This is a genomic window from Mycobacterium shunyiense (genome assembly GCF_058270035.1).
On sequence record NZ_JBZDPT010000011.1, the window covers coordinates 94212 to 112768 of the forward strand.

Here is an 18557-nt window from a genome sequence, read left to right on the forward strand (position 1 = left end):
TTGTGCGCACGCTCGCACCGGCACGAAGGCACGCAGTCATGAAGATCCTGATGGTGTCATGGGAATACCCGCCCGTCGTCGTCGGCGGTCTGGGCCGGCATGTGCACCACCTGGCCACCGCGCTGGCCGAAGCCGGTCACGAGGTCGTGGTGCTCAGCCGCAGGCCCACCGACACCGACCCGAGCACCCACCCGTCGACCGACGAGCTCAGTGAGGGCGTGCGGGTGGTCGCCGCCGCACAGGACCCGCACGAGTTCGAGTTCGGTACGGACATGATGGCCTGGACCCTCGCCATGGGGCATGCGATGGTGCGCACCGGCCTTGCCGTCAAAGACTATTCGGGCGACCGCTGGGTACCCGACCTCGTGCACGCCCACGACTGGCTGGTCGCCCATCCCGCCATCGCTCTGGCCGAATATTTCGATGTACCACTGGTTTCCACGATCCACGCCACCGAGGCCGGCCGGCACTCCGGGTGGGTATCCGGGCCGATCAGCCGCCAGGTGCACGCGGTGGAATCCTGGCTCGTGCGCGAATCCGATTCGCTGATCACATGTTCGGCGTCGATGAGCGACGAGATCTCCGAGCTGTTCGGACCCGAGCTGTCCGAGATCCGGGTTATCCGCAACGGGATCGACGCCGACCTCTGGCCGTTTGCGCCCCGCCGCCCCCGTCAGGGTCCACCCGAGCTGCTCTACCTCGGCCGCCTTGAATACGAGAAGGGTGTGCACGACGCGATTGCCGCCCTCCCCCGCATCCGCCGCGCACATCCGGGCACCACACTGACCATCGCCGGTGACGGCACCCAGCAGCAGTGGCTCGTGGAGCAGGCCCGAAAGCACAAGGTGCTCAAGGCGACGCGCTTCGTCGGACGGCTCGGCCACGAGGAATTGCTGCAGGCCCTGCAGGCGGCCGACGCCGCCGTGCTGCCCAGCCACTACGAGCCGTTCGGCATCGTGGCGCTGGAGGCCGCGGCCACCGGCACCCCGCTGGTGACCTCCAACGTCGGCGGGCTGGGCGAAGCGGTGATCGACGGCCAGACCGGAATGTCCTTCGCGCCAAGGGATGTGGTGGGGTTGGCCGCAGCGGTCCGCGCGGTACTCGACGATCCCGAGGCCGCGCAGCACCGGGCGATTGCCGCACGCGAGCGGCTCAGCGCCGACTTCGACTGGCACACCGTGGCCGCCGAGACCAGCCAGGTCTATCTGGCCGCCAAACGCGCCGAACGCGAACCGCATCCGCGTCGGCCGATCGTCGAGCACGCGCTCCCCGACCGCTGATTCGACCGGCATCGAATCAATCCGCACCTAGCGTGCGGATATGGCACCACAACGATCTGCCGTCCTCACGCTGATCGCGGCGTATCTCGGGCTGTTCATCGGCCTGGTCGACGCCAACGCAGTCAACCTGGCGCTGCCCGCCATCGGCGGTGACCTGGGCGGCGGGATGACCGGCGCGCAATGGACCATCGACGCCTACAACGTGACATTCGCAGCGTTCCTGCTCACCGCGGGCTCCCTCGGTGACCGGTTCAGCCGGCGCTGCATGCTCCGCATCGGACTGATCACCTTCGCCACAGCCTCGGCGGCCTGCGCGCTGGCTCCGTCACTGACCTGGCTCGTGCTGGCGCGGGCGGCGCAGGGAGCCGGTGCGGCCATGATGCTGCCGCAGGGCCTGGCCATCGCCGCCGCGGCGTTTCCGGACTCCCGCGGCCGGGCCCGCGCCACCGCGGCGTGGGCGATGGCCGCGGCGAGCAGCACCGCGCTGGGTCCACTGCTGGGCGGAGCGCTGGCCGAAACCGTAGGTTGGCGCTGGATCTTCTGGGTCAACGTGCCGGTCTGTGCGCTGGCGTTGGCCGCCAGTGTCACGCATCTGCCCGATTCCCATGATCCGAACGCCGCGCGCATCGATCTGTCGGGCCAGCTCCTGGCCGTGGTGGCGCTCGGGGCGGCAACTCTGGTCCTGGTCGAGGGGCATGACTGGCGCTGGCCGCAGACGGTCGCGGTCGCCGCGATCGCCCTGGCCGCGGTCGGCGGGTTCCTGGCCACCCAGCGGCGCAACCCACACCCGATGCTCCCGCTGGATCTGTTCGCCGGCCGCCGACTGGTGGGCGCCCTGCTGGCGACCTTCACCATGACGTTCGGCATCTACGGGCTGCTGCTGGTGAACAGCTTTGCCTTCCAACAACTCCGCGGCTTCAGTGCGTTGGAGACCGCGGCGTGGTTCCTGCCGATGGCGCTCGTCTACCTGGCGCTGATACCCGCGGTCAACGCACTGGCCCGCCGCACCGGCCCACGTCTTCCGATGGCGGCCGGACTGGTGTTGATGGCGACGGGTTCACTGCTGTACGCCGCAGCGGGGCCGCACGCCGCGATCGGATGGCTGGAACTGTCCTTCGTGCTGGCCGGTGCCGGGCTGGCCCTCAACACCGGCCCGGCGGTGACACTGGCCATGGCCGCGATCCCGGTGCGGCGGGCAGGTCTGGCCGCGGGCGTGGTGAATCTGTCCCGGCTGCTGGGTATCACTGTCGGTGTCGCGGTGTTGGGTAGTGCCATGACCGTCGTCGGCGGCGCCGCGGGTGTGCGCACCGCGCTGTTGCTCGGTGCGCTGTGCCAGTTGGCGGGTGCGGTGCTGGCCCTGCGGCTGACGCGGCACACACCGGCGCCCACGGTCGCCATCGGGAAGGAGTCCTGCCATGCGTGAGGCGCAGGAGTTGGCCGGAGCAACCGAGGTGGACATCGCCGCGGTGGCCGCGCTGCTGGCCGACCCGGCCCGTTGCAAGGTGCTGCTCGCGCTCGACGACGGCCGTGCCCTTCCGGCCGGTGTGCTGGCCGAGGAAGCCGGCATCAGCCGTCCCACGGCCAGCAGTCATCTCGCGAAGTTGACCGACGCCGGCCTGCTTACCGTTCGCACCCAGGGACGGCATCGGTATTACCGGTTGGCCAGTCCCGAGGTCGGCGCGCTCATCGAGCAGCTCGGCCGGCTGGCACCGGCCCGTCCGGTCACCTCGCTGCGGGAAGGGACCCGCGCGGCGCGGCTACGCTCGGCCCGCACCTGTTACGACCACATCGCCGGCCGGCTCGGTGTGCAGCTCATGGGCAGTCTGTTGGAGCGGGGCGTGCTCGCCGGAGGGGACGGGTGGTTTCACCCCGGTGGCACCGACCGGTTGAGCAGCCCCGGCCACGACGTGGATTACCAGCTCACCGACGACGGCCGTGACCTGTTGCGGCAGATGGGCGTCGAACTTCCCACCGGCCCAAGGCCATTGGTGCGTTATTGCGTCGATTGGACCGAACAGCGTCACCATGTCGCCGGCGGGCTGGGCCGCGCGCTTCTGGATAATTTCCTGGCCGCGGACTGGCTGCGTCGCACACCGCGTCACCGCGCACTCACCGTGACCGGCTCCGGCCGCGCTGCCCTGAGCAAACAATTCGACATCGACTGGACGGGTTGACGCACGCGTTCGAGAATCGCCGAACCCCTGTCGGTCGCGGTGTCCACCAAGCACAATCGAGCCGTGACCCCCACCCGGAGACACCTACGCAAGGCTTGCGCTGCACTCGTCGGTGCAGCTCTCTCACTCGGTCTGGCGGCGCCGGCAGCCGGCGAACCCAGCGGCGCCACGCCCAGCCTGCCCGCCTTCGCGCCCCATCCCTCGGACTGGGCGCCGAACTACACGGTGTTCCCGTACAACCTGTGGCAGGTCCGCGTCACTCCCGAGCAGATCGACGCCCAGCGCGACTCCTGCCAGTGGTTCAACGCCCAGTACGGCACTTTGATGACGCAGATCGTAGGTTTCCAGAATTTCCTGGGCGGGCAGCACGATTATTGGACCGCGCCCGGTGTGCAGGCTGCCGGCGACGCCGTGAGGGCCAACGTCGACCAGTCGGCGGCTTTCCTGGATCCCCGCGCCCACACCCTGTACATCACCAATTACCCAGACCAGAGCCAGTATTCACCGCTGTACAACGGTGACTCGATCTATCACCTGTGGTACCAGCTGACCCAGATCAGCGACAAGATCGCCAAGCAGCAGCCGTCCGGCGTCATCAACGCCAACGTCGCCACGGCCAATGTCTACGGGAACGTGATCCGCGACTCCGGGGTGTGCAACGGGGCGTGAGCCGCCTCAGTTGCTGTTGGCGGCCTTCTTACGCTCGATGTCGGCCAGTGCGGCGGCGAGTTCGGCACGCTCGGCGGCCGACGTCTCCCAGTCCAGCTTGCGGTTCTTGACCACCTTGGCCGGGGCACCCACGGCAATCGAGTAATCCGGGATCTCACCCTTGACCACGGCGTGGGCACCCAGCACGCATCCGCGACCCACCGAGGTGTTGCGCAGGATGGTGACCTTTGCGGCGATCCAGGTGTCCGGTCCGATGCGCACCGGGCCCTTGATGATGCCCTGGTCCTTGATCGGCATGTCGATGTTGTCCATCTTGTGGTCGAAGTCGCACACGTAGCACCAGTCGGCCATCAGCGCGGAGTCGCCGAGCTCGATGTCGAGGTAGGTGTTGATCACGTTGTCGCGGCCCAGCACGACCTTGTCGCCGATACGCAGCGAACCTTCGTGGCAGCGGATCGTGTTCTTGTCGCCGATGTGGACCCAGCGACCGATCTCCATCTGCGCGAGTTCCGGGGTGCACTGGATCTCCACACCCTTGCCGAGAAACACCATGCCGCGGGTGATGATGTGCGGGTTGGCCAGCTTGAACTTCAACAGCCGCCAGTACCGCACCAGGTACCACGGCGTGTACGCGCGGTTGTCGATGACCCATTTCAGCGACGCTTTCGTCAGGAAATCGGCCTGGCGCGGATCACGTAGCCGGGAGCCCCGCCAGCGTTTGTGAATCGGGGCGCCCCACATCGTCGTCATGGCCGGACAGCCTACTTGAGCACTTCCGACGGCTTCCGGGTCCTGCGCCGCTACGCAGTCGCGTTACCCTCACCTGGGTCACAATTACGCGCGCCCTGCGTGTTCGGCGACGAAAGGACATCGTGTTCCGGCGATACCTTGCACTGGCGGTCGCGGTGCTGCTCACGGGCCTGCTCGCCGGTTGCGAGAACACCGATTCATGGGTGGACGCAAAGGCCGCACAGGGGTGGTCAGCACAGTACGGAGACGCCGCCAACAGCAGCTACATCCGATCTCGTGGTCCCGAAGCGCTCCGGCTGGAGTGGAGCCGGTCCGTCAAGGGTGAGCTGGCGGCCCAGGTGGCGCTGAGTTCGGATGGCCGCCTGGCCGTGAACGCGCAGACCGCCGGTGGTTGTTCGTTGATGGTGTGGGAGGCCGACAACAACGCCCGCCAGCGCTGGTGTACGCGACTGGTCCTCGGCGGTGGCTGGTCCAGTCCCCTGTTCGACGGGTTCGACAACGTCTACGTCGGCCAGCCCGGCACCATCTTGTCCTTCCCTCCTACCCAGTGGATCCGCTGGCGCCAGCCGGTGATTGGCATGCCGACCACGCCCAGGCTTCTCGATGACGGCCAGCTGCTGGTGGTCACCCATCTGGGTCAGGTGCTGGTGTTCGACGGGCATCGCGGCACGGTCGAGGGCACGCCGCTGGACCTGGTCTCCGGTGTGGACCCGACTGATTCGCAGCGCGGTCTCGGCGATTGCCAACCGGCCCGGTCCCGCTGCCCGGTGGCGGCCGCACCGGCGTTCTCGCATGAGGCCGGCCTCGTGGTGCTCAGTGTGTGGCAGCCCGGCGCCGAGGCGCCCGTGCTGATGGGTTTGCGCTACCACCCCGGCGAGAAGACATTGCTGACGCAGGAATGGACGAGCACCGCCGTGGACCGCGGGCCGCTGGCCAGCCCGGTGCTGTCGGCCGACGGCTCGACGGTGTACGTCAACGGCCGTGACCAGAAGCTGTGGGCGCTCAACTCCGCCGACGGCTCCGCCAAATGGTCGGTGCCGCTGAGCTATCTGGCGCAGACCCCGCCTTCGGTGTCACCGGACGGACTGATCGTTGCCGGCGGCGGGCCGGAGGCCAAGCTGACCGCGGTGCGAGACGCCGGCGATCACGGCGAGGCGGCCTGGACGCGTGACGACGTCGTTCCGCTGACCACGTCGAGCCGCGCGGACGGGGTGGGTTACACGGTGGCCCGGGAGGGCGGACACGGCCAGACGCTGTTGGTGTTCGACACCGGCGACGGGCACACCCTCAACAGTTATCCCGTGCCCGAGGCCACGGGCTGGCCGGTCGGCGTGTCGATCGGGCACGACCACCGGATCGTCACCGCCACCAGTGACGGTCAGGTGTACGGGTTCGCGCCGGCCTGATCGGCGCTCAGGCCAGCAGCGCCGCCACCGCTGAGCGCGGGACGTTGGCCTGGCTGGCGCCGGCGGCCTCGGGCAGCAGTTCGCCCTGGCCGAAGAAGAAGATCACCGAATCGTCGGTGATCGCGAAGTTCTGATAGTGCGCGGGGTCCAGGCCGACGGCCGGCGTGATGGCCTGTTCGACGCCGGACTGCTTCTGTAGTTCGCGCTGCACGATCGGGAAGATGACGTCCAGCGGCTTGGATCCCGGCTTGAACAAGGTGTCGAAGGTGATCGGCGCCCGAGTGGCCACGTTGTAGTTGAACGTCTTGTACCAGGTCTGTGGGTGGGCGCCGCCGACGTTCTGATAGACCTCGAACACCAGGCTCTGGGTGTGCGGTGGGGTCCCCGAGCTGTACGCGGTGCCCTTGGCGTCCAGGACGTAGGGCTGATCGCGTGAGCCGGGCATGCCCGAGACGTTGACGAAACCGTCACGGGTCTGGATCAGGTATCCGGCGACGGCCTGTTGATCGGGATAGTCGACCGGGAACGTGTAATCCAGTGTGTAGGTGGCGTTGGCGGTGTGCACCTGACAGGTCTGGTCACCGTCGACGGTGCCGCCGAGGTCGACACAGGCCGACTGCGCAGCCGCCACGGGCATGCCGAGCCAGCCGAGCAGCGCACCGGCCGCCAGCAGCGCTGTCACATGGGAAATTCGCATCGTCAGTCGTCCTCGCAGGCGATCAACTCACACCGGTGGATCCACCGGCGTGTTTCGTTCAGGGTACGTGCCAGTCATCGAGACGGGCGACAAATGAATGCCGTTGCCCGACTGGCCGCTCCGGAGCCGAGGCGGGCGATCACCACCGCCAGGCGCTCGGTGCCACGCAACCGCATCCGCTTCCGGAGCACGTCGGGGTCGATGTCCACCCCGCGGATCAGGATTTCCAGCGCTCCTACCGACCGTGCCGCCAGTGCGGACCGGAGCCGACGTTCCTGGAATTGCAGCTGTTCCAGGACCTCGAAACCTCGTACCCCGGCGGGCAACTCGTCACCGGACAGGTAGGCGATGTCGGGGTCGAGCTGCCACAGGCCGTGCCGGGCCGCGTAATGGCGCACCAACCCCGCGCGCACGACCGCACCATCGGGGTCGACGATCCAGCGGCCTGCCTCGGCGACGGGACAGTCGTCCGGTTGGGCGTCGGTGAGCTCCTCACCGGTCTCGAGCATGCTGGCCCGCCTCCGCACCCCGGGCGCGGTCAGCCCGGGTGACCACAGGCAGGCCTCCCGTACGCTGCCGCCCACCGAGGTCACCTCGATCTCCCCGGTGAAGCCCATCTTGGTGAGCTCGTCGAAATCGATTCCCGGAGCGCACTTCACCACCAGGTCCCGGCCGGCGTAAACGTCCAGGACCGCATCGAGCGCCGGGGTGTAGGCCCGCGGGTCGAAACGGCGCCGTCCGCCGGCGCGGCGGGCCGGGTCGATGATCACCACCGTGTCGTGGGTGACGGGCACCAGCGCGTCGGCGCGGCAGAGGTCGACGCCTTCGGCGTTGTGCGCGGCCATCGCCAACCGCACCGGATCGAGGTCGCTTCCGAGCAGCTGCGCTGCGCAATCACGCAGTGCCACAAGCTCACTGCCAATCGAACAGGTGGCGTCATGAACCCGGGCGCCGGTCAGCCTTCGAGCCCGGTGGACGGCAACGGGTGCGGCCGTGGCCTGTTGCAGTGCTTCGTCGGTGAACAACCACCGGTCCGGGTCGGTGAACTTGGCCTGCGCACGCCTGCGCAGCTGCACGGTTTCCACGAGCACCGCCGCGTGGTCACCGAACTGCGCTCGGACAGAGGCGATGTCACTGACCAGGCTGGCTCCGGTGAGGCGGCGCTCGGCCACCTCACCCAGGGCCTGCTCCCCCGCCTCCGAGCGCAGATATGCGACGGCTCCGATATCAAACAGCGGGCGGCCTCAATCTACTGTCGGCTTAACCCCGGTGACCATCACGTTGTAGAACCAGCCCTTGGGCACCACGCGGCGCCAGACGTTGGAGTCGACCCAGCTCAGCGTGGTCCAGCTGTTGAACGCGAACTTGGCCCAGCCCCAGCCCAGACGCCCCGGCGGCACCGCGGCCTCGAAGGTGCGGACCGGCCAGCCGAGCATCGCCGCGGTGAATTCCTCGCTGGCGGTACGAACTTCGACAGCGCCGGCGTTCGAGGCCATCCGCTCCAGATCGGCCGGGTCGAACGTGTGCAGGTCGACGACTGCTTCCAACGCCGCGGCGCGGGAGGACTCGTCAAGTTCGGCCTGCGGGCGCCGCCATTCGCTCAGCCACGGCAGCTTGGTCAGGTTGGTGGTGGCGTGCCAGGTCAAGGTCGACAGCTCACGCGCGTACTTGTTGCCGACCGTGGTGGGCTCACCGGCGAACACGAAACGGCCGCCGGGCTTGAGCACCCGGACCACCTCGCGCAGCGAGAGTTCGACATCAGGGATGTGATGCAGCACGGCGTGCCCGACCACCAGGTCGAAGGTGTTGTCCTCGTACGGGATGCCCTCGGCGTCGGCGACGCGCCCGTCGATGTCCAGGCCGAGTGACTGACCGTTGCGGGTCGCAACCTTGACCATGCCCGGGGACAGGTCGGTGACCGAACCGCGGCGCGCCACCCCGGACTGGACCAGGTTGAGCAGGAAGAACCCGGTACCGCAGCCCAGCTCGAGGGCCCGGTCATACGGCAGCTCACGCTGCTCGGCCTCGGGCACGATGGCATCGAACCGGCCACGGGCATAGTCGATACACCGCTGGTCGTAGGAGATCGACCACTTCTCGTCGTAGGTTTCGGCTTCCCAGTCGTGGTAGAGCACCTGCGCGAGCTTGCTGTCGTGCATCGCGGCTTCGACCTGCTCGGCCGTGGCGTGCGGGTTAGGAGTCGGCATGCCGGCAATATCGGCGTCGGTGCCGGAATCCTTGATGTCAGTCATGCAGGGCAGCCTAACTGCCCGGGTCGAGTCGGCGTCAGGGCCGGTCCACCACTTTGTCGACGGCGGCCTTGGCCGCGGCCAACACGTCCACGGGATGGTCCACGAATCGCCGCGCCCAGGCCAGCGCCTCGTCGTAGACGTGGTCGGGCGCCACCATCTGGTCGATCAACCCGAGCTCCAGCGCCTCCTCGGCACCGACGAAACGTCCGCTGAAAACCAGCTCTTTGGCCTTGCTGGCGCCGATCGTCTGGGCCAGCCGTGCCCCGCCCCCGGCGCGGGGCGCCAGTCCGGCCAGGATCTCGGTCGCCCCGAACTTGACGTTGTCGCCGCTCACGCGCCAGTCCGCAGCCATCGCCAGGGTCATCCCGCTGCCCAGTGCATAACCGGTGATCGCTGCCACGGTGGGTTTGGGGATGGCGGCCACAGCCTCGACGCACTGGCGCAGCGCCGTGTCCGCGGCAGCCGCCTCGGCCGCGTTCAGCGTGCGCAGCTCGGGTACGTCGTCGCCGGCGCAGAAGATCTCGTGACCGCCGAACAGGATCACCACGGAGATGTCGGTGCGCTCACCCAGCTCGTGGGCGGCCGCAACGATCTCGCGGTACATCTGCCGGGTCAGGGCGTTGGTCGGGGGCCGCGACAACATCAGGGTTCCGACGCCGTCCTGCTCCGGCGTCACCCCGGCGATCACGCTGACGAACTCGTTCACCGACTTGCGTCTCCGGCAGTCGCCCCGCCCCGGCCGAGCGGCGCCCGGTGGTTCCTGGCGGCGTTGTAGCGACCGCTGTCGAAGAACTCGATCTGCCAGCTGCCCTCACCGAGGGACAGGTTGGGTTCGATGGGGGCGATCTTGCGCTCACTGGCGAGCACGTCGGCGACGGACCGGCCGGCCAGCGAATTCAGCTGGGTCCAGGTCGGTGGCAGCAGGAACGTGTTGCCCTGCTCGAAGTCGTCGAGGCCGGCCTGCGGAGTGCTCCAGAAGGCCCGGTCGGTTTCGGTGTTCTCCCCGTCGGCCCGCTGCCCCTCGGGCAGTGCACCGACGAAGAAGAAGGTGTCGTAGCGGCGGGTGCGCTCCTCTTTCGGGGTGACCCAGTTGTCCCACGGCCGCAGCAGGTCGGCTCGCAGCACGAGCTTCTCGTCGCGCAGGAAGTCGGCGAAGGACAGCGAGTGGTTGGCCAGGGCGGCGCGTGCATCGCCGTAGACGGAGGCATCGCTGACGATCCCGTCCGGGTCGTTGGAGGGCCCGGCGAACAGGACCCCGGACTCCTCGAAGGTCTCGCGGGCCGCGGCGCACACCAGTGCCTCGGCCAGCCCGGTGTCAACCCCGAGCCGTTGTGCCCACCAGTCCGGTTCGGGTCCGAACCAGGCGATGTCGGCATTGCGGTCGCGGTCGTCGACTCCCCCGCCTGGGAACACCATCACGCCGGCGACGAACTCCATCGCCGCGTGCCTGCGCATCATGAAGACTTCGATCGATTCGGCGGCGTCGCGGACCAGCATCACCGTGGCCGCCGGGCGCGGCACCAGTGGGTCGGTCGTTGTGCTCATTCTCGCCTCCTATGAGCCGCCCGGCTCCTGGTTCGCCGGGCGAAGTAACGCCCGTCGATCACGTCCAGTGCGATCGACTGGCCGAACGCCTTGGACAGGTTCTCAGCAGTCAACACCTCGGTCAGCAGACCCGAGGCAACCGCCTTGCCTTCCGAGAGGATCAGCGCGTGGCTGAAACCGACCGGAATCTCCTCGACATGATGGGTGACCAGCACCATGGCCGGCGCATCGGGGTCGGCGGCCAGGTCGGTCAACCGGGCTACCAGCTCTTCACGGCCGCCGAGATCGAGGCCGGCCGCGGGCTCGTCGAGGAGCAGTAGTTCGGGGTCGGTCATCAGCGACCGGGCGATCAGGACCCGTTTGCGTTCGCCTTCGGACAGTGTTCCGTAGGTCCGCTCGGCGAGGTGTTCGGCACCGACGCTTTCCAGCATGTCGACGGCCTGGGCGTAGTCGATGTCCTCGTAGTTCTCGCGCCAGCGGCCCAGCACGGCGTAGCCGGCCGACACCACCAGGTCACGCACGACCTCGTCGTCGGGGATCCGCAGGGACAACGCCGAGCTGCTGAGTCCGACGCGAGCGCGCAGATCGGACATGTCGGTTCGGCCAAGGCGTTCCCCGAGCACGTACGCGGTGCCCGACGAGGGGTATTCGGTGGCTGCCGCGATTCGCAGCAGCGAGGTCTTGCCTGCACCGTTGGGGCCGATAACCACCCAGCGTTCGTCGAGTTCGACGGTCCACGTGATCGGCCCGACGAGCGTGTTGCCGCCTCGCCGCAGGCTCACCCTGGCGAAGTCGATCAACAGGTCGGGGTCGGTTCCGTCTCCGTCATCGGTGATTGTCGAGTCGGTGCGTTCCCCTGCGGCCACTCGCTCATCGTAGTGACCGGCTCCCGATCCGCTCGGGCACGTCCGCCGCTGAAATCGTGGAACAACAGTGACCGTGGTGTCAGCCGCAGGAACAGCTGCACGAGCGGCCCGATCCCGAAGGCATAGACGAGGGTGCCGATCCCGACGGTGCCGCCCATCAGCGCGCCCACGGCCAGTACGGTCGCCTCAATCCCGGTGCGCACCAGCCGCACCGACAATCCGGTGCGCGCGACCAGCCCGGTCATCAGACCGTCTCGGGGTCCGGGGCCGAGGCCGGCGCCGATATAGAGCACGGTGCTGATGGCGTTGAGCACCACGGCACCGATCATCATGGCGATGCGCACCGGCAACGCCGACGGCGCCGGAAGTACCGCGAGGGCGGCATCGACGGTGAGCGCGATGACGATGACGTTGGCGACGGTCCCGATTCCGGGCCGGTTGCGCAGCGGGATCCAGGCCAGCAGGACCACCACACCGACGACGGCGGAGGCCATGCCGAGCGACAGTGGCGTGTGCCGGGTGATTCCCTGGTGGAAGACGTCCCACGGATCGAGTCCGAGCCCGGCGCGCACCATCACGGCCATCGACACGCCGTAGCCGCACAGTCCGATCAGGAGCAGCGCACCGCGGGTGAACGCCGTCCTCATGCGTGGTCAGGGAATCGGACGCGGATCGCGTCGAGCTCACTACGCACCCGGCGGGCGTCCACATCGCGGTCCCCGGCGTAGTTGTCGGGATCGTGCAGACGGCGCAGATTCTCTGCCAATCGGGAAATCCAGTTCCGTGCCATGCAGCCATGATCTCGGCGATGTGGCTTGTCCATCAATAGCCAGTTAGACCATACTGGCCTCATTATGTCAGCAGATATGGCAACCAGAGCCCTTGATGTGGACCTCTTGGCCCGCGAACTAGGCAACTGGCGTACCTCCAGCCAAAGTGGACCCGCCTACCTCGGCCTGGCCGATGCGATCCGGCTGCTGATCGTGGACGGCCGCGTTCCGGTCGGGTCACGCATTCCCTCCGAGCGGGCACTCGCCGAGACCCTGCGGGTGTCACGCACCACGGTCACCGCGGCCTTCGCCCAGCTGCGTGACGACGGTTATCTGCACGCCCGCCGCGGAGCCCGCAGCGTCACCGCGCTGCCCACCGCAGGTCACATCCAGACCGAGGCCACCACGCCGACGGTCAGCCTGGCCGCCGCCGCGCTCTCCGCGCCGGGCACCGCCGTGTTGGAAGCCTTCGCCGACGCCGCCCGCGACATCGCGCCGTATCTGCGCGAGCCCGGTCACGAACTTATGGGCGTCGGCCCCCTGCGTGCGGCCATCGCCGAAAGGTATTGCAGCAGAGGGCTACCCACCGAACCGAACCAGATCATGGTGACCAGCGGCGCCCAGCACGCCATCGGTCTGATCCTGGCCAGCCACACTCAGCCCGGGGACCGGGTACTCGTCGAGCAGCCGACGTATCACGGTGCGCTGTCGGCGATCTCGACTGCCGGGGCGCGGGCGGTTCCGGTCGCGCTCACCGAGGACGGCTGGGAACTCGACGCCGTACAGGCCGCGTTGCGTCAGCTTGCGCCCAGCCTGGCCTACCTGGTTCCCGACAGCCACAACCCCACCGGGTTCACCATGCCCGCCGCTGAGCGAAAGCGGTTGGGACAGATCATTTCCGATACGCGCACCCGCACCATCGTCGACGAATCGATCGCCGACATGTGGATCGACGAGGCGCCGCCCGAGCCGCTGGCCGCCTCGGTGCCCCGTAATGATCTGGTGCTGACCATCGGCTCGATGTCGAAATCGTTCTGGGGTGGCCTGCGGGTCGGCTGGATCCGCGCCGAGCGAGGAACTCTGGCCACCATCGCGGCGATCCGGCCTTCGGTGGACCTGGGTACCCCGATCCTCGAACAACTCGCCGCGGCCAAACTCCTCGCGATGCGTGCCGAGGTACTTCCGGAACGCCGCGAGATCATCCGCGCCCGTCGGGAATTCCTGGTGGCCCTGTTGGCCCGAGAGCTGCCGGACTGGCAGCCGGGGCACGGCCGTGGGGGGATGTCACTGTGGGTGAAGCTGCCCGCGCCGATGAGCACCGCGTTGTCGGCCGCCGCGATGCGGCTGGGTCTGGATGTGCCCGCAGGCCCGCGGTTCGGCGTGGACGGCACGTTGGAGCGGTTCGTCCGGCTGCCCTATGCGCTGCCGGAACCTGAACTCGAAGAGGCCGTGCACCTGCTGGTGCGCGCCTGGCACAGCATCACCGGCACGCTCGGCGCGCAACCTCAGACGTTGGTGGTCTAGTCAGGCGATTCAGGGCTGCTGCGACATTGCGTAGCAGGTGCTGTAGTGCTCGATGGTGCAGGGAATCCCGTTCACCGTCGGCAGCTCGCCGGGCCGGTTCGTGATGTTGGTTCCCCCGGCGCTGGGCGCCATCACCGGCGGTGCCACCGCGCCCATCCCGCCGCCGGACGAACCGGCCACGCACACGCCCTCGAACTTTGTCTGCACCGTTCCCGACGGGCATCGCTTGGCCTCGGCCGGGGCCGCAACCGCCAACTGACCCAGGACCGCCGCAACGGCGAACACGCCAACCACAACCGTGTGCTTCAAGTTCGCCATGCCCCACACCCTACTTCAGGGGTGAGCCGGCGGTCAGTCCTCGGGGATCTCGACGCGACGCAACACGCCGTCCTGGGCATCGGCAGCTTCGATCTCGCCGCGGGTGACGCCGAGGATGAACAGCACGGTGTCCAGATAGGGATGGCTCAGCGACGCGTCGGCAACCTCACGCAGTGCCGGTTTGGCGTTGAAGGCGACACCGAGGCCGGCAGCCGCCAGCATGTCGATGTCGTTGGCCCCGTCGCCCACAGCCACGGTCTGCTCCATGGGGACGCCGACCTGCTGCGCGAAATCGCGCAGCGCCTTGGCTTTTCCTGGCCGGTCGATGACCTGACCGATGACCCGCCCGGTCAGCTTGCCGTCGACGACCTCCAGTTCATTGGCGGCCACGTAGTCGAGCATGAGTTCATGCGCGAGCGGTTCGATGACCTGGCGGAAGCCGCCCGACACGACGCCGCAGTGGAAACCGAGTCGCCGCAGGGTCCGGATGGTGGTCCGGGCGCCGGGCGTCAGCTCGACCTGCTCGGCGACATCGTCGAGGACCGACGCGGGCAGGCCCGCCAATGTCGCCACCCGGCGGTGCAGCGATTCGGCGAAATCGAGCTCGCCGCGCATCGCAGCTTCGGTGACGGCGGCCACCTGGGCTTCCATCCCGGCCCGGGCGGCCAGCATCTCGATGACCTCACCCTGGATCAAGGTGGAGTCCACGTCGAAGACGATGAGCCGCTTGGCCCGACGGGCCAGGCTGTAATCCTCCAGCGCGATGTCGACGCCTTCGTCGACGGCCACCTGGGCCAGTGCGGTTTGCAGCTGGCTGTACGCCGCCCCCGCCGGCACCGAGACGCGAAGCTCCAGACCGGTCACCGGGTAGTCGGACACCCCACGGATCGTGTCGATGTTGACGCCCAGACCCGCCACGGCGCGGGCCACCACGCTGAACGCCTCAGCTGTGATCGGACGCCCCAGCACCACGATCGTGTGCGTGGACGGCTCGCGCATGACGGGCATGTCGTCGCTGCGCTCGATCGTCACGTCCAGACCGAGGCCGTGAATGGCCGTCTCGACATCGTCGCGCAGCGACTCCCCGGCAACCGTCTCGATCGGCGCCGCGACCAGCACACCGAGGGTGAGCCGGCCGCGGACCACGACCTGTTCGACGTTGCGCAGTTCCACCTGATGGCGGGCGAGCACCTCGAACAGTGCCGAGGTGACGCCGGGCTGATCGACTCCCGTGACGGTGATCAATACCGACGAGCGCTCGCGTGGAGCACCGTTCATCGAGTCACCTTCGACGTGCTCTCCCCCGGATGCCGCCACCCGTCAGCTGGAGCGGTCCGCAGACTCGAGCTCTGGGTGATGCGCACGGCCCACGTGAGCCTCGGCGCGCATCCGCTCGACCATGTGCGGGTAGTGCAGCTCGAACGCCGGGCGCTCCGAACGGATCCGGGGCAGCTCGGTGAAGTTGTGCCGCGGCGGCGGGCAGGAGGTAGCCCACTCCAGCGAGTTGCCGTAACCCCACGGGTCGTCGACCGTCACCGGCTCGCCGTAGCGCCAGCTCTTGAACACGTTCCACACGAACGGCAACGTCGAGATGCCCAGGATGAAGGCACCGATCGTGGAGATCACATTGAGCGTGGTGAAACCGTCGGACGGCAGGTAGTCGGCGTAGCGACGCGGCATGCCCTCGTCACCGACCCAGTGCTGCACCAGGAAGGTGGTGTGGAAGCCGATGAAGGTCAGCCAGAAGTGCAGCTTGCCCAGGCGTTCGTCGAGCAGCCGGCCGGTCATCTTCGGGAACCAGAAGTAAATGCCCGCGTAGGTGGCGAACACGATGGTGCCGAACAGCACGTAGTGGAAGTGCGCGATGACGAAGTAGCTGTCGGTGACGTGGAAGTCGATCGGCGGGCTGGCCAGCAGCACACCGGACAGGCCACCGAGCAGGAAGGTGATCAGGAAGCCGACCGAGAACAGCATCGGCGTCTCGAACGTCAGCTGGCCCTTCCACATCGTGCCGATCCAGTTGAAGAACTTGATGCCGGTCGGGACGGCGATCAGGAACGTCATGAAGGAGAAGAACGGCAGCAGGACGGCGCCGGTGGCGTACATGTGGTGTGCCCACACGGCCACGGACAGGGCGGCGATGCTGATGGTGGCGTAGATCAGCGTGGTGTAACCGAAGATCGGCTTGCGGCTGAACACCGGGAAGATCTCGGACACGATGCCGAAGAACGGCAGCGCGATGATGTACACCTCGGGGTGGCCGAAGAACCAGAACAGGTGCTGCCACAACAGGACGCCGCCGTTGGCCGGGTCGTAGATGTGGGCGCCCAGGTGGCGGTCGGCGGCCAGGCCGAACAGCGCGGCGGTCAGGATCGGGAAGGCGATCAGGACCAGGATCGAGGTCACCAGGATGTTCCAGGTGAACACCGGCATCCGGAACATCGTCATACCGGGCGCACGCATGCAGACCACGGTCGTGACCATGTTGACGCCACCGAGGATGGTGCCAAGACCACCGACGGCGAGACCCAGGATCCAGAGGTCACCACCGGCACCCGGCGAGTGAATGGCATCGGTCAGCGGCGAGTAGGCCGTCCAACCGAAGTCCGCGGCACCGCCGGGGGTGATGAAGCCGCCCATGGCGATCAGCGCACCGAACAGGAACAGCCAGAACGACAGGGCGTTCAGCCGCGGGAACGCCACGTCGGGCGCACCTATCTGCAGCGGGAGCACCAGGTTGGCGAACCCGAACACGATCGGGGTGGCGTAGAACAGCAGCATCACCGTGCCGTGCATGGTGAACAGCTGGTTGAACTGCTCATTGCTCAGGAACTGCAACCCGGGCATCGCCAGCTCCGTACGCATGAACAGAGCCATCAGACCGCCGATGAAGAAGAAGGCGAAGCAGACGACGCAGTACATGATGCCGATCAGCTTGTGATCGGTCGTCGTGATGAGCTTGTAGATCAGGTTGCCCTTGGGGCCCATCCGTTCCGGAAAAGGACGACGTGCCTCGAGTTCTCCGATTGGGGGCGCTTCGGCTACCAAGAGATCCTCCAAAGATTCGTCGGGAAATCCCGCATATCGACCTGAATCCTAACGCTCCCGAAGGCTTGAGCGCCCCTGGGTCCTACAAACTGTCGTACTGAGTCGCCCCGCGGAGTCACGACTTTCGACGGCGAGGCCCTGACCAGCGGCAAAGCTGTGAATGTTACGGTCGGCCGGTGCTGATGAACCGACCCCGCGCCGCAGTCGCGGTGATCGCTGCGGCCGCGACACTCGCCAGTGGATGCGGTTCGGCGGAGCAGACGTCGCAGTCGCAGACGTCGATCTCTACCAGCGTCACCAAGATCGCCGATTCCGGCGTGCTGGGGAATCAGCGCAAGCCCGACGAGTCCTGCGCGGCCGAGCCCGCCGCCGCCGATCAATCGGCGCGGGAGGTCCGCAACGCGCGCGCCGAGGGCGGTGACATCCCGGAGTCCACCGAGGTACGCGGCGACCCTCAGCGCATCGTCGCGCTGTCCGGCGACCAACTGGACGCGTTGTGCGCACTGGGCCTGCAGTCCCGAATCGTCGCCGCTGCCCTCCCGGAGGGTTCGTCCGAGCAACCCTCTTACCTGGGTGGCGTGGTCCACGGGGTGGCGCCGGCCGGTTCCCGGAACGCGCCGGACCTGGATGCCGTCAAGGCGGCCGACCCGGATCTGATCCTGGGCTCGGCGGCGCTCACGCCGGCGTCCTTCGGCGCGCTGTCGGCCATCGCCCCGACGGTGTTCACGGGTGCCCCGGGCGCCGCCTGGCGGGACACGTTGCGCGCGGTGGGTGCGGCAACGGGTCGCGCTGACGCCGCTGCTGACCTGATCGGGAAGTTCGACGACGCCGCCCGCGACACCGGCGCGAAGAACGACGCCGCACACTTCCAAGCTTCGGTGGTGCAGCTGACCGAGAACAGCGTCCGGGTGTACGGGGCCGACACCTTCCCCGGCAGCGTGCTCGCCGCGGTGGGATTGGATCGCCCTGCCGCGCAACGATTCACCGACAAGCCCTACGAGGAGCTCGGTACCACCGACCCCGATTACCGCAGCGCCGACGCCGACATCGTCTACGTCTCGTTCACCTCCGCGGCCGCTCGGGAGAACGCGCCCAAGATTCTCCAGAGCACGGCGTGGCGCGACTTGTCTGCGGCCAAGGACAACCGGGTGTTCGTGGTGAACAACGAGGTCTGGCAGACCGGGCAGAACATCGTTGCCGCCCGCGGCATCCTCGACGACCTGCGCTGGGTCAACGCACCGATCAACTAATCTCACCA

At 67.9% G+C, this 18557-nt stretch carries 19 protein-coding genes; 7 read left to right on the forward strand and 12 right to left on the reverse strand.

The features are described 5' to 3' along the window. Window positions 1–38: 38 nt before the first annotated feature. From AC4ELS_RS09235 to AC4ELS_RS09250, 4 genes are all read left to right on the forward strand, one after another. The gene (locus AC4ELS_RS09235; protein ID WP_064881965.1) at window positions 39–1280 is read left to right on the forward strand and encodes a glycosyltransferase family 4 protein; all 1242 of its coding nucleotides are present in this window, start codon (window positions 39–41) and stop codon (window positions 1278–1280) included. Window positions 1281–1320: 40 nt separating this feature from the next. Next, window positions 1321–2703 carry an MFS transporter gene (locus AC4ELS_RS09240; RefSeq protein WP_448446943.1) on the forward strand — a complete coding sequence of 461 codons (1383 nt, stop codon included), beginning with the start codon at window positions 1321–1323 and terminating at the stop codon, window positions 2701–2703. Then, window positions 2696–3454, forward strand: coding sequence for an ArsR/SmtB family transcription factor (locus AC4ELS_RS09245; RefSeq protein ID WP_448446945.1), 759 nt, complete (start codon window positions 2696–2698; stop codon window positions 3452–3454). The genes AC4ELS_RS09240 and AC4ELS_RS09245 overlap by 8 nt, the downstream gene beginning before the upstream one ends. A 63-nt stretch (window positions 3455–3517) precedes the next feature. Then, window positions 3518–4123: a hypothetical protein gene (locus AC4ELS_RS09250; RefSeq protein WP_448446947.1), complete on the forward strand. Its 606-nt coding sequence runs from the start codon at window positions 3518–3520 to the stop codon at window positions 4121–4123. 6 nt (window positions 4124–4129) lie between these two features. Here AC4ELS_RS09250 and AC4ELS_RS09255 read toward each other — a convergent pair whose 3' ends face one another. Next, entirely contained in the window at window positions 4130–4873 is a 744-nt protein-coding gene (locus AC4ELS_RS09255) for an acyltransferase (protein WP_029111445.1), read from the reverse strand. A gap of 122 nt (window positions 4874–4995) precedes the next feature. On the opposite strand from AC4ELS_RS09255, the gene AC4ELS_RS09260 reads away from it, so the two are divergent. After that, window positions 4996–6279, forward strand: coding sequence for a BamB-related PQQ repeat family beta-propellar protein (locus tag AC4ELS_RS09260; RefSeq protein WP_448446949.1), 1284 nt, complete (start codon window positions 4996–4998; stop codon window positions 6277–6279). A 7-nt stretch (window positions 6280–6286) separates the two neighbouring features. Here AC4ELS_RS09260 and AC4ELS_RS09265 read toward each other — a convergent pair whose 3' ends face one another. The 8 genes from AC4ELS_RS09265 to AC4ELS_RS09300 all read right to left on the reverse strand — a co-directional run bounded on the left by AC4ELS_RS09265 (window position 6287) and on the right by AC4ELS_RS09300 (window position 12429). Then, on the reverse strand, window positions 6287–6976 hold the full coding sequence (locus AC4ELS_RS09265; RefSeq protein ID WP_088305396.1) for an esterase: 690 nt from the start codon (window positions 6974–6976) through the stop codon (window positions 6287–6289). Window positions 6977–7050: 74 nt separating this feature from the next. Then, the gene (locus AC4ELS_RS09270) at window positions 7051–8211 is read right to left on the reverse strand and encodes a THUMP-like domain-containing protein (RefSeq protein WP_064960718.1); all 1161 of its coding nucleotides are present in this window, start codon (window positions 8209–8211) and stop codon (window positions 7051–7053) included. Window positions 8212–8220: 9 nt separating this feature from the next. Continuing rightward, window positions 8221–9183 (reverse strand): class I SAM-dependent methyltransferase, encoded by a 963-nt coding sequence (locus AC4ELS_RS09275; RefSeq protein WP_499047010.1) that lies wholly within the window; start codon window positions 9181–9183, stop codon window positions 8221–8223. A 79-nt stretch (window positions 9184–9262) separates the two neighbouring features. Beyond that, complete coding sequence (locus AC4ELS_RS09280) at window positions 9263–9934, reverse strand: enoyl-CoA hydratase (protein ID WP_055112667.1); 672 nt, start codon at window positions 9932–9934, stop codon at window positions 9263–9265. Beyond that, window positions 9931–10773, reverse strand: a complete 843-nt coding sequence (locus AC4ELS_RS09285) for an NUDIX hydrolase (protein ID WP_499046857.1) — start codon at window positions 10771–10773, stop codon at window positions 9931–9933. The genes AC4ELS_RS09280 and AC4ELS_RS09285 overlap by 4 nt, the downstream gene beginning before the upstream one ends. After that, window positions 10770–11639, reverse strand: a complete 870-nt coding sequence (locus AC4ELS_RS09290) for an ABC transporter ATP-binding protein (protein WP_499046860.1) — start codon at window positions 11637–11639, stop codon at window positions 10770–10772. The genes AC4ELS_RS09285 and AC4ELS_RS09290 overlap by 4 nt, the downstream gene beginning before the upstream one ends. Continuing rightward, window positions 11570–12286 carry a membrane protein YczE gene (yczE, locus tag AC4ELS_RS09295; protein ID WP_448446955.1) on the reverse strand — a complete coding sequence of 239 codons (717 nt, stop codon included), beginning with the start codon at window positions 12284–12286 and terminating at the stop codon, window positions 11570–11572. The genes AC4ELS_RS09290 and yczE overlap by 70 nt, the downstream gene beginning before the upstream one ends. Then, complete coding sequence (locus tag AC4ELS_RS09300; RefSeq protein ID WP_165609220.1) at window positions 12283–12429, reverse strand: hypothetical protein; 147 nt, start codon at window positions 12427–12429, stop codon at window positions 12283–12285. The genes yczE and AC4ELS_RS09300 overlap by 4 nt, the downstream gene beginning before the upstream one ends. A 76-nt stretch (window positions 12430–12505) precedes the next feature. Between AC4ELS_RS09300 and yczR the strand changes: the two genes are divergently transcribed. Further along, window positions 12506–13933: a MocR-like transcription factor YczR gene (gene yczR / locus AC4ELS_RS09305; RefSeq protein ID WP_448446957.1), complete on the forward strand. Its 1428-nt coding sequence runs from the start codon at window positions 12506–12508 to the stop codon at window positions 13931–13933. 9 nt (window positions 13934–13942) lie between these two features. Here the strand turns inward: yczR and AC4ELS_RS09310 are convergent, their stop codons facing one another. Genes AC4ELS_RS09310 through ctaD form a run of 3 tightly spaced genes read right to left on the reverse strand, consistent with a single transcriptional unit; the run spans window position 13943 to window position 17299 of the window. After that, window positions 13943–14251 (reverse strand): hypothetical protein, encoded by a 309-nt coding sequence (locus AC4ELS_RS09310; RefSeq protein ID WP_055112661.1) that lies wholly within the window; start codon window positions 14249–14251, stop codon window positions 13943–13945. A 33-nt stretch (window positions 14252–14284) separates the two neighbouring features. Further along, the gene (gene serB / locus AC4ELS_RS09315) at window positions 14285–15529 is read right to left on the reverse strand and encodes a phosphoserine phosphatase SerB (RefSeq protein WP_064960723.1); all 1245 of its coding nucleotides are present in this window, start codon (window positions 15527–15529) and stop codon (window positions 14285–14287) included. A 42-nt stretch (window positions 15530–15571) separates the two neighbouring features. Beyond that, entirely contained in the window at window positions 15572–17299 is a 1728-nt protein-coding gene (gene ctaD, locus AC4ELS_RS09320; protein WP_055119923.1) for an aa3-type cytochrome oxidase subunit I, read from the reverse strand. 176 nt (window positions 17300–17475) lie between these two features. Between ctaD and AC4ELS_RS09325 the strand changes: the two genes are divergently transcribed. Further along, the gene (locus AC4ELS_RS09325) at window positions 17476–18549 is read left to right on the forward strand and encodes an iron-siderophore ABC transporter substrate-binding protein (RefSeq protein ID WP_064879831.1); all 1074 of its coding nucleotides are present in this window, start codon (window positions 17476–17478) and stop codon (window positions 18547–18549) included. Window positions 18550–18557: the final 8 nt, after the last annotated feature.